5 protein-coding genes are annotated in these 15,817 nt (G+C 73.7%); all 5 read right to left on the bottom strand.

The window, feature by feature from the left end:
• Nucleotides 1-27 precede the first annotated feature (27 nt).
• Nucleotides 28-7,755 (bottom strand): SDR family NAD(P)-dependent oxidoreductase, encoded by a 7,728-nt coding sequence (locus tag ACF073_RS34905; protein WP_392075496.1) that lies wholly within the window; start codon nt 7,753-7,755, stop codon nt 28-30.
• 158 nt (nt 7,756-7,913) lie between these two features.
• Complete coding sequence (locus ACF073_RS34900; RefSeq protein ID WP_392075495.1) at nt 7,914-8,864, bottom strand: methyltransferase domain-containing protein; 951 nt, start codon at nt 8,862-8,864, stop codon at nt 7,914-7,916.
• Nucleotides 8,865-8,909: 45 nt separating this feature from the next.
• A complete protein-coding gene (locus ACF073_RS34895; protein WP_392075493.1) occupies nt 8,910-10,544 on the bottom strand; it encodes a bifunctional 3-(3-hydroxy-phenyl)propionate/3-hydroxycinnamic acid hydroxylase in 1,635 nt (544 codons plus the stop codon).
• A gap of 17 nt (nt 10,545-10,561) precedes the next feature.
• Nucleotides 10,562-11,344 (bottom strand): arylamine N-acetyltransferase, encoded by a 783-nt coding sequence (locus ACF073_RS34890; RefSeq protein ID WP_392075492.1) that lies wholly within the window; start codon nt 11,342-11,344, stop codon nt 10,562-10,564.
• Between the two features lie 4 nt (nt 11,345-11,348).
• On the bottom strand, nt 11,349-15,817 hold a 4,469-nt coding region (locus tag ACF073_RS34885; RefSeq protein ID WP_392075491.1), incomplete at its 5' end, for a type I polyketide synthase.

Raw genomic sequence — 15,817 nt, 5'->3', positions numbered from 1 at the left:
CTCCTGTTCTCGGGTTCGCTGCCCGGGTCACCTGGTCAGCCAGGCGCGGATCGCCGCCGCCGTGCTGTCGGCATCCCGGTGGAGCACGGAGTAGTGGTCGCCGGGGAGGTCCGCGCTTTCGTGCGGAAGCGGCCAGTGCGGCTGCCAGTCGGCGTGGGGGTCGATGCGCCGCATGTCCGCCGTGGGCCGGCCGCGCAGCAGCAGGGTGGGCACCGGTGAGGGTTCTGGGTGCCAGTCCTCCAGCACGCGCGCGTAGCCGCCCCCGGCGATGAGCAGGGAGTCGTCCGACTCGGCGACGACGTCCTCCGGCAGCGCGGTGCCCGCGGCCATCAGCGCCAGCCCACGCGGATCGTCCCGGCGCAGCACTCCCTCATGGGTGTCGATCAGGACCACACCGGCCGGCGGTCGCCCGCTCTCCGCGAGGTGCCGGGCCGCCGCGTGCGCGATCGCACCGCCGGCGCAGAAGCCGACGAGGACGGGCGGCGTCGCGAAGGCCAGGGCGCGGATGGTGTCGGCGTGCGCCCGGACCACTGTGTCCATGCCGTCGGGCACGCCCCGGGGTTCCCCGAACCCCGGATGTTCCAGCAGGTACACGTCGTGCTTGCCGCCGAGCCGCTCGGCCAGGGCGTGCGGGACGCGGTAGTGCGTGGAGAGGTAGTCGGGGACGTACACGACCGGTGTGCCGTCGCCCTGGGCGAGCCGGACCGGCGGGACCGAGTACCGGGTGCGGTCGGCGGCGGAGAAGGCCGGCAGGGCGTAGGAGGCGAGGTGGCGCAGCGCCATGGCCTCGAACGGGCCCTTTTCGCACAGCACTTGGTGGTAGAGCGGGCTGAAGCGGTACGGCGCGGGCGCTGCGGTCTCGGGTCGCGTCTCGGGTCGCGTCTGAGGTCGCGTGTCGGGGCGCGTCTCATGATCGGCCTCTTCGCGCGGCAGCGCGCCCGCCGCGCGCAGGGCCTCGTGGACGTGTGCCGCCAGCCGGGACGGCGTGGGGTGCTCCAGTACGACGGTCGGGGCCAGCCGCACCCGGGTGAACGCGCTGAGCCGGTTGCGGACCTGTACGGCGGACAGGGAGTCGAAGCCGAGGTCGGTGAAGGGCCGGTCGGCGGGGAGCGCGGCCGTGTCCGGGAAGCCCAGGACGGCGGCGATCTCCACACGGATCAACTCGGCGAGCACGGCCTCGCGTTCCCGCTCGGCGACCGCTGCCAGCCGTTCCCGCCAGGCACCGGGTGTCTGCAGGGTCGGGGCATCGCCCGGCCCCGTGGGCCCACCGGTTTGTGCGGGCCGGGGCGCGGGGTCCGGCAGCAGGTCCGCGAGGACCGGTGCGGCGGCGGACCGGCCGGCGGCCGCGCGGTCCAGCGGGATCGGCACCAGGACCGGTTCCGCCGTCCGCAGCGCCGTGTCCAGGAGGGCCATGCCCTCGTGCTCGGAGACGGGCAGGACGCCGCCCTCGGCGAGCCGGACGGGCGCGATCCCGCCCGCCATGCCCGGCTCGCCCGCCGTGGCCCACGGCCCCCAGGCCAGCGCCTGCGCGGGCAGCCCCTGGGCCGTGCGGTGCCGGGCGAGCGCGTCGAGGAAGCCGTTCGCGGCGGCGTAGTTCGACTGACCGGGCCTGCCGAGCACCCCGGCCGCCGAGGAGTAGAGCACGAAGGCGGCGAGGCCGAGGTCGCGCGTCGCTTCGTGGAGGTACCAGGCGCCGTCGGCCTTCGGCGCGAGCACCGCCGCGAGCCGCGTCGCCGTCATGGTGTCCACCAAGCCGTCGTCGAGGGTGCCGGCGAGATGGAAGACCGCCCGCAGGGCCGGCCGGCACGAGGCCACCAGGGCGTGCACGGCCTCGCGATCGCCCATGTCACAGGCCGTCACCCGGACCTCGGCGGGTACGTCGGCCACCCACTCGGGGATATGGCCGCCGCGGTTGGTCAGCAGCAGGTGCCGCACCCCGTGGCCGGCGACCAGATTCCGGACCAGGCTCGCACCGAGTGCGCCGGTGCCGCCCGTGACGAGCACCGTGCCCTCGGGTCCCAGTGCGGGCGGCGCTGCGGCGGGCGGGCCGGCGGGCGCCAGCCGGGGCACCAGTACGGTGCCGGCGTCCAGGGCGATCTGCGGTTCGCCCGAGCGCAGCGCCGCCGCGAGCGCGCTCTCGGAGGCCGGAGTTCCGCGCCGGTCGGCCAGTACGATCCGGCCGGGGTGCTCGGACTGGGCGCTGCGCACGAGTCCGGCGGCCGCCGCTTCGGCCGGGTCGGGGTCCTCGCCGGTCGCGTTGTGGGTGAGCACCAGCAGACGGCCCGGCAGGTCGGCGGAGGTCCGGTCCCGCACCCGCTCCAGCACGGCCGTCACCAGCGCGCGTACCCGCTCCGGCATGCCGGTGCCCTCGGGCAGGGCGGCGGCCGTGCGGGCCAGGTCGAGTACCTCGTGCGCCTGGTCCGTGTCGCCGGCGGTGCGGGCGGGGTTCGCGGGGCGCCAGGTCAGGCGGTACGTCTCGGTGGGGGCCGCGATCTCCCTGGTGACCACGGACGCCACGGCCGCGAGGGGGCGGCCCGCCGGATCGCTGAGCGCGACCTGGAACTCGTCCGGGCCCAGTCGCCGTACCACCGCCCGCGCGGTGGAGGCGCCCGTCGCATGGACCGTAAGGCCGGTGCAGGCGAGCGGCACCCGGGGTGCTCCCGCGGCCGGGGGCTCGGCCAGCAGGGCGGCGTGCAGGGCCGCGTCGAACAGCGCCGGATGCAGGGTGTAGGCGGCGGCCGTCGCCGCCTCGCCCGGCGGCAGGGCCAGGTCGGCGAAGACCTCGCCGTCCCGCCGCCACAGAGCGGTCACCGCGCGGAACGCGGGGCCGTAGTGCAGGCCGTGGGCGGCCAGGCGCGGATAGTCGACGGGCAGGGGCCGGGCGCCCGCGGGCGGCCAGGTGCCGCTCGGGTCGGCGGGCGGCGGAGCCTCGGCCGCCGCGAGCGTCGCCGTGGCGTGCCGGGTCCAGTCTGCCGTCCCGGTGGCCGGGCGGCCCCAGATCGCGATCGGCCGTTCGCCGGAGTCGTCGGGAGCGCCGGCCACCACCTGGACGCGCATCGGCCGTGCTCCGGTCAGCACGAGCGGTTCGTGGAAGGCCAGTTCGGCGAGCCGGACCGGACCGTCGGTGGCCGTGGCCCGGCAGGCCAGCTCGGCGAAGAGGGTCGCCGGGGCCAGCACGCGGTCGCCGACGCGGTGGTCGGCCAGCCAGGGGTGGCGCGTGGTGGACAGGACGGCCGTGTGCCGGATCCCGGGTCCGTCGGCGTCGGGCTGCGGGTGCCCGGTCAGGGGGTGGCCGGCCGGGACCGGGTGCCGTACGGCGTCCAGCCAGTAGCGCTGCCGCTGGAAGGGGTAGGTCGGCAGCGGACGGCGGCGGGCACCGCTGTCCGCGTACACCGCCCGCCAGTGGACGTCCACGCCGTGTACGTGCAGCGCGGCCAGCGCCTCCAGTGTCGTACGCGCGTCGGTGCACGACGTGAACACCGCACCAGCGTCCGCGGGGACGCACTCCTCGGCCGCCGCCGCGAGCGAGGCCGACGGACCGGCCTCCATGAACACGCCGACGCCGTCCTCGGACAGCCGGGCCACCGCGTCGGCGAAGCGGACGGTCTCACGGACCTGGCGTACCCAGTGGCCGGCGGTGGCGAGCGCCTCCGTCTCGGGGCGGCCGGTCAGCGTCGACACCACCGGCACGGCGGGCCGGTGGTAGGCCACCGACTCGGCGACCGCCCGGAACCCGGCCGTCATCGGATCCAGCAGCGGCGAGTGGAAGGCGTGGCTGACCCGCAGCCGGCGGGCGGGCCGTCCCAGCAGGCCGGCCAGCGCCGTCACCGCGTCCTCGTCCCCGGAGAGGACGACCGACGAGGGGCCGTTGACCGCGGCGACGGCGACCCGGCCCGGTACGTCCTCGATCCGGGCCGTCACCTCGGCGAGCGGCGCACGGACCGCGGCCATCGCGCCGCCCTCGGGCAGGGCGGCCATCAGCCGGCCGCGGGCGGCGACCAGCCGTACGGCGTCGGCGCGCGAGAACACCCCGGCGACATGGGCGGCGGCCAGTTCGCCGACCGAGTGTCCGACCAGGTGGTCCGGTTGGATCCCGAACTCGGTGAGCAGTGCGTGCAGGGCGACCTCGAAGGCGAACAGGGCGGGCTGCGCGTAGTCGGTGCGGTGCAGCAGGCTGTCGTCGGGAGCGTCGATCACCTCCAGCAGCGGCCGGTCGAGCCAGGGCGTGAACTCCTCGCACAGGGAGGTGAACGCCGCGTCGAAGGCCGGGAAGAGGGCGCGCAGTTCGCGGCCCATGCCGGACCGCTGGGCGCCCTGGCCCGCGAACAGCAGGGCCAGCTTCGGGCGGTTCCGCGCCGTGCCGCGCAGCACGGCCGGGTTGTCGACGCCGGCGGCCAGGTCGCGCACTGCGGCGAGCAGGCTTTCGGTGTCGGGGGCCACGACGGCGGCCCGGTGGGACAGCGGTGCCCTGGTCGTCGCCAGCGAGTACGCGATATCCAGGGCGTCCTCCTCGCCGGCCGGCCCGGTGGCCAGCGCGGCCGCGTGGGCGCGCAGGCCCGCCTCGTCGCCGCCGCCGACCAGCCAGGGCGTGACCGGGAACCGGCGCACCGGGACCGGCGCGGCATCCGGCCCGGTCGGCTCCTCGATGATCACGTGGGCGTTGGTGCCGCCGATGCCGAACGAGGAGATCGCGGCGCGGCGCGGGCGGTCGCGGCGCGGCCAGGGCCGGGCCCGGTCGAGCAGGCGTACCGCCCCCGCGGACCAGTCGACGTGCGGCGACGGCCGGTCCGCGTACAGCGAGGCGGGCAGTTCGTCGTGGTGCATCGCCTCGATCATCTTGATCAGTCCGGCGATGCCCGCGGCGGCCTGGGTGTGCCCGAGGTTCGATTTCACCGAGCCCAGCCACAGCGGCCGCTCCGGATCACGGTCCTGCCCGTATGTCGCCAGCAGGGCACCGGCCTCGATCGGGTCGCCGAGCGCGGTGCCGGTGCCGTGTCCCTCGACCACGTCGACGTCGGCCGCCTCCAGGCCCGCATCGGCCAAGGTGCGCCGGATGAGGTCCCGTTGGGCCTCGCCGCTGGGCGCGGTCAGTCCGTTCGACGCGCCGTCCGAGTTGACGGCGGAGCCGCGCAGCACCGCGAGCACCGGATGGCCGTTGCGCCGGGCGTCCGAGAGTTTCTCCAGCAGGACCAGACCGACGCCCTCGCCCCAGGCGGTGCCGTCGGCGCCCTCGGCGAAGGACCGACAGCGGCCGTCCCGGGACAGGCCGCGCTGACGGCTGAACGCGATGAACGGCTGCGGGCCCGAGAGCACCGTCACCCCGCCCGCCAGCGCGAGCGTGCACTCCCCGGCCCGCAGTGACCTGGCGGCCAGGTCGAGGGCGACCAGTGAGGAGGAGCAGGCCGTGTCCAGGGTCATGGCCGGGCCGCGCAGTCCCATGACGTAGGAGATGCGGCCCGAGGCCACGCTGCCCGAGGAGCCGATGCCGACCTGCGACTCCAGTTCGTGCGGCGAGACCCCGGTGTCGTAGGCGGCGTGCATCAGGCCGACGAAGACGCCGGTGCCGGAGCCGCGCAGGGCGGGTGCGGGGATGCCCGCGCGCTCCAGCGTCTCCCAGGCGACCTCCAGCAGCAGCCGGTGCTGCGGATCGGTGGCGAGGGCCTCGCGGGGGGACATGCCGAAGAACAGCGGGTCGAAGCCGGCCACGTCGTCGAGGAACCCGCCCCGGCGGACGTAGGTGGTGCCGAGCCGGTCGGGGTCGGGGTGGTGCAGGAGGTCCAGGTCCCAGCCCCGGTCGGTGGGGAAGTCACCGGTGGCGTCCACGCCCCCGGCCGCAAGCCGCCAGAGGTCCTCGGGCGAGTTCACCCCGCCCGGATAGCGGCAGCCGACGGCGACGATCGCCACCGGCTCCGCCCGCGGGCCGCGCGGCGGGGCCGGCGGAGCGGGTGGTACGGCCGTGCCGTGCAGGCGGGTGTCCAGGTAGGCGGCGACGGCGGCCGGGTTGGGATGGTCCCAGACCAGCGTGGCCGGCAGGCTCAGGCCGGTGCGCCGGGCGAGGCGGTGCCACAGGGTCATCGCGTCCATCGAGGTCAGCCCCAGGTCGGCGAAGGCGACGGCGGCCTCGGCCGGCGTCCCGCGGATCGCCTCGGTCTCCTCGCACACCAGGCTGGTCAGCGCGGCCCGCCGCTCGGCGGCCGGCCGGTCCGCCGGCGGCAGGCCGTCCCAGTCGGGGCGGTGCCCGGTGAGGGCCTCGCGCAGCAGGGCCCGGCGGGGTTTGCCGGCGCCGGTGCGCGGGACGGCCGGGGTGAACAGGATCTCCTCGGGCACCTTGTGCGCGGAGAGCACCTCGGCGCAGGCCCGCAGCAGACCGGCGGCATCGAGTGCCCGGTGCTGCGGCACGACGAACGCCACCGGGACCTCGCCCAGCAGCGGATGGGCTCGCGCCACCACGGCCGCGTCCCGCACCCCGGGCAGGTCTCGCAGGACCCGCTCGACCTCGGCCGGGTCGACGTTCTCGCCGCCGCGCACGATCCGGTCGCCGGCCCGCCCGGTGACGGTCAGGCAGCCGCTCTCGTCGACCTTGCCCAGGTCACCGGTGCGGTACCAGCCGTCGCGCAGGGCGGCGGCGGTCTCCTCGGGCCGGTCGTGGTAGCCGAGCATGACGCCGGGGCCGCGCACCCAGATCTCGCCGTCCTCGGCGTCGGTGGCGCCCCCCGCCGTCCCGGGGCGGACGAGCCGGACCTCCATGCCGGGCAGCGGGATCCCGCTGCCGCCGGGCTGCCTCGGGCCGTCCGGGGACTCCATGGCGATCTTGCCGCAGGTCTCGGTGCTGCCGTAGCCGTCGAGCAGCGGGGCACCGAACCGCTCCTCGACCCGCGCCCGCAGCTCCGGGTCGCTGGGAGCGCCCGCTGTGGCACAGAACCGCAGCGAGGGGACCGGACCCAGGCCGGCGTCGAGCAACTGCTGGTAGGTCAGCGGGACACCGGCCAGGACCGTCGGCGCGTACGCGTCCGCCAGGCGCACCAGCGCTGCCGGATCGGCGTGCGCGGTGATCCGGGCGCTCGCCCCGGCCGCGGTGGTGCCCAGCACGCACAGCGAGTGGGCGTAGGTGTGCGACAACGGCAGCGGCCACAGGATCCGGTCCGATGCCGACAGGCCGAGCCGCGGCAGATAGCAGGCGACCGCGGACCACAGCGCGGACCGCTGGCTGGAGACCGCGGCCCTGGGCGTGCCGGAAGTGCCGGACGTGTAGAGCAGCCAGGCCGGTTCGTCCAGGCCCAGGTCGTCCGGCGGCGGGGGCGCGGATACGGCGGTGAGGGTCTCGTAGCCCGTGGCGCCGTCCGGCGAGGGGCCTTCGCCGGTCACCACAAGCCGGATCTTCCGGCCCGCCGTCAGCCGGGTGATCCGCGGCAGGTTCCGCCGGTCGGTGACGAGCACGGCCGGAGCGCAGTCGGCCAGCAGTGCGGCGAGTTCGGCGTCGGTGCCGCGCGCGCTCCACGGCACCCCGACCGCGGCCGCCCGCACCGTGGCGAGCAGTCCCTCGGCCAGCTCCACGGCGTTGTCGAGGCAGAAGGCGACCCTGGCTCCCCGGCCGACACCGAGGCCCGCAGCCAACCGGCCGGTCCTGCGCTCCAGTTCGGCCCAGCCGACCGCGCGCCGGTCGTCGGCGAAGGCGACCTTGTCACCGTGCAGCGAGGCGTTCTGGCGCAGCAACTCGGCCACCGGTCGCACCTCGTACACGTCCCCCGCACCCACCTGACCGCTTCCCCTCGCTTCGCCGCACCGCGCCGTGCCGCCCCGCTGACCAGCGTACGGCGGCACGGCGTGCGACACGCGGGAGGCACATCGCCGTCAGCCCGCGGCAGTTGCGGACCGGCCCCCGTCGGCGACGACGGGGGCCGCGCCGCCGACGGTCAGACCTTCTTCGCCACGTAGAGCCGGTAGCTGTCCACCGGCGGCATGAACTGCGACGGCAGCACACCCATCCTCTTCAGCAGCTTGGTGGATCCGCTGTCGGTGTAGCCGGCGAAGGAACCGCCCACGGCCTCCGGGCCGACCCGCTTGGCCATGTGGCGCTGGATGGCGCCGACCCGCTGCTCCCGCAGCGCCTTGTGGAAGGAGCCCTCGGGGGCCAGCCGCCGGTGGATCGCGGCCTGCACCTGTGCGGAGATGTCACGGTCGAGCACCCACTCCAGGCCGAGGTCCTTCGCCTTGAGCTGCTCCAGGTAGGCGTGGCGCTGCGTGGTGTAGAGGTCGACGTGCGTGAAGTAGCCGCCCGGCTTGAGGACCCGCGCCACCTCCTGCAGGAACCTCTCCAGGCTCGGGTAGTTGTGCGCGCTCTCGATGTTCACCAGGACGTCGACCTCGCCGTCCTCGAACGGCAGGTTCTCCGCATCGCCCTGGACATAGCGCAGCCCCCGGCGGGACAGCGAGGCGTTGGCCCGCTTGACGGCCTGGTCCGACAGGTCGAGGCCGATCATGCTCTTCGCGTCGACCACGCGGGAGAGGAAGTTCAGGCCCTCGCCCAGTCCGCAGCCCACCTCGAGGACGAACCTGTCGGCGTAGTCGTCCAGGTCGAGCGGCACCTCCCTGAGGGCGGCGAAGTACAGCTCCTCGGAGAATCCGTCCGTGTCGTAGTCCAGGAAGCCGGGGATGCGGTCGTTGATCTCCTTGGCCACCTGGTCGTCGTGGTAGCCCCAGTTCCACAGGATGCCCTTCTTCGACATCCGGGCCTGCAGGTCGTAGCTGGTCGAGATGTTCTTCTTGTGCGTGCCCTCCTTGGCACGCTGACCGTCCTGATCGTCGGTCAGGTTGATCTCGTTGACGCTCGTGAACAGGCCGTACATGTCCTCGCGTGTGCCCATGTTCCGTGGTCCTTTCTCATGGTGCCGTCATCAGGTGGGAAAAACTCAGTGGGCGGCCGGGACGGGTGCGCCCAGCCGGCGGGCCAGGTCGTCCACCAGCGCGCCCAGTGCCTCCGGTCCGTGCGCCGCGCCGAACACGGTGAAGTCGGGGCGCACCAGCACGGCCGTCGCGCCGTGCTCGGCCAGGTACGGGAGGTAGCGGTCCTCGATGTCGACCACGGCGCCGGGGCCCGGCACCCGTGATTCCTCGTCCGCGGGCAGCACCTGCGCGTAGCGGGTGCCCAGAGCGTCGAGGAAGGCACGCCGCGGGCCGTCGAGCAGGTCCGCCGGGCTGTCGGCCGCGAGCAGGACGAAGCCGAGGCCGACGATGTCGTCCAGCAGTCCGGCCCCGTCGGGACCGGCCACGCGTGCCTGCGGGAGCAAGGTGCCGGCGGGCGGCAGCGGCGTGCCGTCCTCGGCGCACCGCAGGAGTCCTTCGGTCAGGGGGATCGCGGTCGACATCGGCAGCGCGCCGGTGCCTTCGCGGTTCCGTGCGGCCAGCATGATCGCGTCCCGGTCGGCCGCCGCGACGGGGTCCGTCACGCAGATCACCTTGCCGAGCTTCACGGACGTGGTGATGGCGTTCTGGACGTGCGCCCGGCGCTCCACGGTGTAGGTGTCGAGCACGGAGTCGTCCGCGAGACCCCGCAGCAGCAGGTCCAGTTTCCACGACAGGTTGGCGACGTCCCGGAAGCCCGAGCACATGCCCTGCCCGGCGAAGGGCGGCATGAGGTGGGCGGCGTCCCCCGCGATCAGCAGCCGGCCCTTGCGCCACTCCCCCGCCCAGCGGGCCTGGAAGGTGTAGACGGCGTGCCGTTCCAGCGTCGCGTTGTCCGGGCGTACGGAGAACATCTCCAGCATGCGCCACAGGGTCTCGTCGCGCCGCAGCTCCTCGATGTTCTCGCCCGGCAGCCGCATGAACTCGAAGCGGCGGTGACCGGGTCCGGCCGACACGGCGGTCCGCGGTCGCCGCGGATCGCAGATCTGGAGGTTGTTGGGGCTGAAGTCGCGCGGCTCGCGCAGCACGACGTCACAGATCAGCCAGTCGTAGAAGAACCCGAGATCGGTGAGCGAACTCTCCATCGACTCCCGGACGAAGCTGTTGGCCCCGTCGCATCCGACGACATAGCGCGCGGTGAACGTGTGTTCCTGCTCGTCGGCGTCCTCGGAGATCACCTCGACCAGGTCGCCGCGGTCATCGAGTTCGACGACCTCCTGTCCGCGCACCACCCGAAGGTCCGGGAAGTCGGTGCCGCGGTCGATCAGCGTGGCCTCGAGCCCCGGCTGGTAGATGGCCGTCGCCTGCGGCCAGCCGCAGTGGCCGTGCTCGGCGCTCTCCATGTGCAGCAGGGTCTCGCCAGCGGCGTTGCGCCAGGCGTAGTCCCGTGAGTTCTCCCCGAACTTGTCGAGGAAGGGCCCGATGCCGGCGGCGGCCAGGATGCGGGCGGCCTCGTCGTCGAAGCCGACGGCCCTCGGCATGGGGTACGGCTGGGACCAGCGCTCCACGACCGTGACCCGCCAGCCGTGCCGGGCCAGCAGGATCGCCAGCACCTGTCCCACCGGGCCGTAGCCGATGACGGCCACGTCCGTGTCGGTCGCGGCGCCCGCCCCGGTCCCGGCGGTCTGCGTCTCCACTGTCATCTCCGTCCGGTCCCGCCTCAGCCGTTGCCCGTGCCGGCGAGGATGTCCTTCACGACGCCCTCGAACTCGGCCTTGTCGATCAGGGTGCGCATCGTCTCCCGGCCGTTCTCCACGGTCAGCAGACGCCTGCCGGTGAGCACCAGTTGCCCGTTCTCGGTGGCCCGGCCACGCAGCACCGTGTTGGCGAACAGCGAGTTCTTCACGATCTGCTCGGCGGCGGTGTCCCGCGGGTCGTCCCAGTCGGAGACGGCACGGGCCGTCAGCTCGAACCGGTACACCGAACGCCAGTCGCCGGTGGCGGCCCTGCGCTCCAGCACATGGCGTGTGCCGTCCGGCGTGAGCCGGTAGGCGCAGCCGAACTGGTGCTGCACCTCGTCGGTCACCCGCAGCGGCTCCAGATACGAGGGTCCGGCGAAGCCCACATCGACCAGCCAGGTCTCTCCGTCGAGCCGCACGCCGGTGAAGGTGTGCTCGAAGTCCGGCCCGAACCGCCCGTCGGGCCAGCGCTGGGAAGCGGCCAGGATCGAGACGTCGTAGCCGAGTTCGGCCAGCAGCCGCCGGAACAGGCCGCTCAGGTCGTGGCACACTCCGCCCGCGCCGCCGACGACGATCGCCTGGAATGCCTCGTCGACGTCGATGTCGACGACGTTGCGGAACCCGGTGAAGCTGTTGATGAAGTGACTGCTGTCGTAGGCCAGCGTCATCAGGTGGTTCTTGTGCAGTGAGCGCAGCGTCTGCGCGTCGGGCTCGGGCACCTCCGTGAAACCCAGGCGGCGCAGGTAGGTCTCGACCTCGAACATCCGGTTACTCTCCCTTCTCCGTGGAGTCCCACTTGGCCAGCAGCTCACGCAGCCGCGACACGGCCCGCGCACGCGACGCGTCGTCGTGCAGCGCCGGGGTCAGCGTCGATTCCAGCTTGCCGATCTCCTCGGCGACCGCCTCCGGTGTGACGGTGAGTTCGGGCTCCAGGCCCTCCAGCATCAGCTCGGCGATCATGCCCGCGGTGGGGAAGTCGAAGATCAGCCCCTGCGGCAGGTCTAGCCCTGACTCCCGGTTCAGCCGGTTGCGCAGTTCGAGACCGGTCAGCGAGTCGAAACCGATGTCGAGGAAGGCGACCCCGTCCTCGACCGCCGACGAGCCCGTGGCATGTCCGAGCACATGCCCGGCCTCCGCCGACACCAGCTCGGTCAGTACGGTCAGCCTCTCCTGCGGGGACAGACTCAGCAGCCGTGCCCGCAGCGCCTCGCCGTCGTCCCCGGCCCCCGCCTCCTTGCCGGTGGCGGGGGCGGTGGCCGTGAGAGCGGCGACCTCGGGCAGGGCGCGCAGCAGCGGGCGTTCCCGGGCGGCCGTGTAGGACGGTGCGAACCGCGACCAGTCGATGCCCGCCACCACGAGGTGTCCCTCGTCGCGCGCCATCGCCGATCCCAGTGCCTCGACGGCGAGTTCGGGCCGCATCAGCTCGACGCCGACCTCGGCGAACTCCTCCGCCACGGAGGCGTCGACCATGCCACCGCCGCCCCAGGCACCCCAGGCCACGGCGGTCGCCGCACGCCCCTCGGCCCGCCTGCGGTGCGCCAGTCCCTCGACGAAGGCGTTGGCGGCGGCGTAACCGGCCTGGCCCGCACCGCCCCAGGCCGCGGCCCCGGAGGAGAACAGCACGAAGGCGTCCAGCGGGCGGTCGGCGAACAGCGCGTCCAGGTGCACGGCACCGGCGACCTTCGCCCGGCCCACCTCGGCGAACTCCTCCACGGTGGTGTCCGGCAGCTGCCGGGGCTCCTGGGCGGCGCCGGCGGTGTGGAAGACAGCGGAGACGGGCACGTCGGCCGGAACCGCCGCGATCACCTCGGCGAGCGCCGCGCGGTCGGTGACGTCACACGCCGCGATGGTGACCCGGGAACCGAGCGCGGTCAGCTCCGCCTCCAGCGCGTCCGCCCCCTCGGCGGACCGGCCGCGGCGGCTGAGCAGCAGCAGGTGCTCGGCGCCCCGGCGGGCGGCCCAGCGCGCCACATGAGCACCGATACCGCCGGTGCCACCGGTGACGAGGACCGTACCGCGCGGTGCCCACGCCTCCCCGGGCAGTGTGCCGTCGACCGTGGCGGAACGGGCGTCGACCGTGGCGGACTCGGCGTCGACCGTGGCGGAATCGGCGCGGATCATACGGCGCGCGTACGCACCCGTGGGCCGGATCGCCACCTGGTCCTCGCCGTGCTCGCCGCGGAGCACGGCCACCAGCCGGCCCAGCGCCGCCTCGTCGGGCCCGGCGGCCACATCGACGAGCCCGCCCCAGGCCCTGGGGTGGTCGAGAGCGAGTACGGTGCCGAGCCCCCACATCATGGGCTGCGACTCGCTCCTCACCTCCGCGTCCTCCCGGACCGCGACGGCCCCCGAGGTCAGGCACCACAGCGGGGCGCTGACGTCCAGATCCCTGAGCGACTGCACGAGGGTGATGGTGGCCGCCGTACCCCGCGACAGCGTGGGGCGGCCGGCGTCCGGCCGCTCGTCCAGCGCCAGCAGGGACACCACCCCGGCCGGTGCGCCCCGCTCCGCGTCGAGACACGCCCGGATGAGTTCCGCCAGGCCCTTCCGGCCCTCGCCGTCCACCTCCAGCCGTACGACATGGCCGCCGTGCGCGGTCAGCGCGCCACGGGTGGCCTCCGCCAGCGCGTCGGCGGCGTGCCCCGCGGGCACCAGCATCAGCCAGGTGCCGGCGGCTTCGGCCGCACCCGGCGCCGCCGCCGGGGCGTCCGTGACGGGCTGCCAGTCGATCCAGTACCGCCAGCCGTCCAGCACAGCCTGGTCCCGGTGGCGGCGGCGCCAGGAGGACAGGGCGGGCAGCACACCGTCCAGGGCTGTCGCGTCGAGCCGCAGGGACCGCGCCAGCGAGTCCGCGTCACCGCTGTCCACGATCTCCCAGAACGCCGCGTCGACCGGATCGGACACGGTCTCGGTCTGAGTCTTGGGCTGGGTCTGGGTCCCGGGGACGGCCGGTCCGTCGCCTTCGATCCAGTAGCGCTGGTGCTGGAAGGGGTAGGTGGGCAGGTCGACGCGGTGTGCGCCGGTGCCGGAGAAGACTTTCTCCCAGCCGATGCCGACACCGCGGGTGTGGAGTCGGCCCAGGGTGGTCATCAGGGCCCGGTCCTCGGACGTGTCCCGCCGCAGAGAAGGCACGCAGTCCTGGGCGACCATCCCGGACAGTACCCCGTCGGGGCCCAGCTCCAGGAACGTGGACACCTTCTCCGCGCGCATCGCACTGACACCGTCATGGAAGCGGACCGTGCCGCGTACATGCTCCACCCAGTACTCGGGAGAGCACAGCCGCTCCGGGTCCGCGAGTGCACCGGTCAGGTTCGACACCACCGGCAAGGAGGGCTGGTGATAGGTCAGTCCGGCCGCGATCTGGCGGAACTCTTCGAGCATGGGATCCATCAGGGGCGAGTGGAACGCGTGCGAGACCCGCAGCCGCTTCACCCGACGACCCTCGAAGCCGGCCACCACCGCCTCGACCTCGTCCTGGACACCCGACAGCACCAGCGATGTCGCACCGTTCACGGCGGCGATGCTCACGCCTGCGGTCAGCAGCGGCGCGACTTCGTCCTCCGCCGCCTCCACCGCGACCATCACACCACCAGCCGGCAACGCCTGCATCAACCGACCACGCGCCACCACCAATGCCGCCGCATCCTCCAGCGACCACACCCCCGCTAGGTATGCCGCCGTGACCTCACCGATCGAATGACCCGCCAGGACATCAGGGACCACTCCCCACGACTGCACGAGGCGGAAGAGCGCGACCTCGATGGCGAAGAGGGCGGGTTGGGCGTATCGCGTCTCGCCGATCAGGTCCTCGGCGTCGAAGACCAGATCCTTGAGCGAGCGGCCCAGGCTCTTGTCGACTGCCGCACACACCTCGTCGAAGGCGTCCGCGAACACCGCGAACTTTGCGTGCAGTTCACGGCCCATGCCGACGCGCTGCGATCCCTGGCCCGTGAACAGGACGCCCAGACGCCCGGGGACCACGGACTCGGCACGCACCGAGGCGAGACCGTCGCGGGCCTCCTGTGCCGAACCCGCGACCACCACCGCACGGTGATCGAAACGAGCACGCGTCGTGGCGAGTGAGTACGCCGTGTCCGTCAGGCTCAGGTCCGGGTGCGATTGCAGGTGGTCGGCCAGGCGCCGGGCCTGCGCGCTCACCGCGTCGGCCGTCCTGCCGGACAGCACCAGCGGCACCACACCGTCCGGCACCGCCACACGCTCCACCGGAGCCGCGGGCTCGACCCCCTCCAGAATCACATGCGCGTTCGTCCCGCTCAGGCCGAAGGAGGAGACAGCGGCGCGACGAGGGCGGCCATCGGATTGGGTCCACTCGCGTGACTCGGTGAGCAGTTCCACCGCACCGGCGGACCAGTCCACCTTCGGCGAGGGCTCGTCCACGTGCAGCGTCTTCGGCAGCACACCATGCCGCATCGCCTGCACCATCTTGATCACACCCGCCACACCGGCCGCGGCCTGCGCATGACCGATGTTCGACTTCAACGACCCCAGCCACAGGGGGCGGTCATCACCGGGCCGCTCCTGACCGTATGTGGCTATCAGGGCCTGCGCCTCGATCGGGTCGCCCAGCGAAGTTCCCGTACCGTGCGCCTCCACCGCGTCGACGTCGGCCGCCGACAGACCGGCACTCGCCAGCGCCTGCCGGATCACACGCTGCTGCGAAGGGCCGTTCGGGGCGGTGATGCCGTTCGACGCGCCGTCCTGGTTGATGGCCGCTCCGCGTACCAGGGCCAGTACCTCATGGCCGTTGCGGCGGGCGTCCGACAGCCGCTCCAGCAGGACCAGGCCCACGCCTTCGGCCCACGACGTACCGTCCGCACCCGCCGCGAACGACTTGCACCGCCCGTCCGCCGCCAGACCCCGCTGCCGCGAGAACTCCACGAAACTGCCGGGTGTGGCCATGACGGCCACGCCGCCGGCCAGCGCCAGGGAGCACTCGCCGCTGCGCAGGGCCTGCATGGCGGAGTGCATCGCCACCAGCGACGACGAACACGCCGTGTCCAACGTCACCGCCGGGCCCTCGAAGCCGAAGGTGTACGACACCCGGCCCGATATGAAGCTGCCGGCGTTGCCGTTGCCGAGGAAGCCTTCCAGTTCCTCCGGTACGCGCGTGAGGTTGGTGGCGTAGTCGTGGTACATGGCGCCGGCGAAGACACCCGTACGGGTGCCCTTCAACGAGGTCGGATCGATCCCGGCCCGCTCCAACACCTCCCACGACG

This window comes from Streptomyces sp. NPDC015171 (assembly GCF_043079545.1).
In the GTDB taxonomy this organism is placed as follows: Bacteria; Actinomycetota; Actinomycetes; order Streptomycetales; family Streptomycetaceae; genus Streptomyces.
The sequence above is the reverse complement of the archived record's forward strand: the minus strand, read 5'-3'. Positions and strand labels throughout refer to the sequence as shown.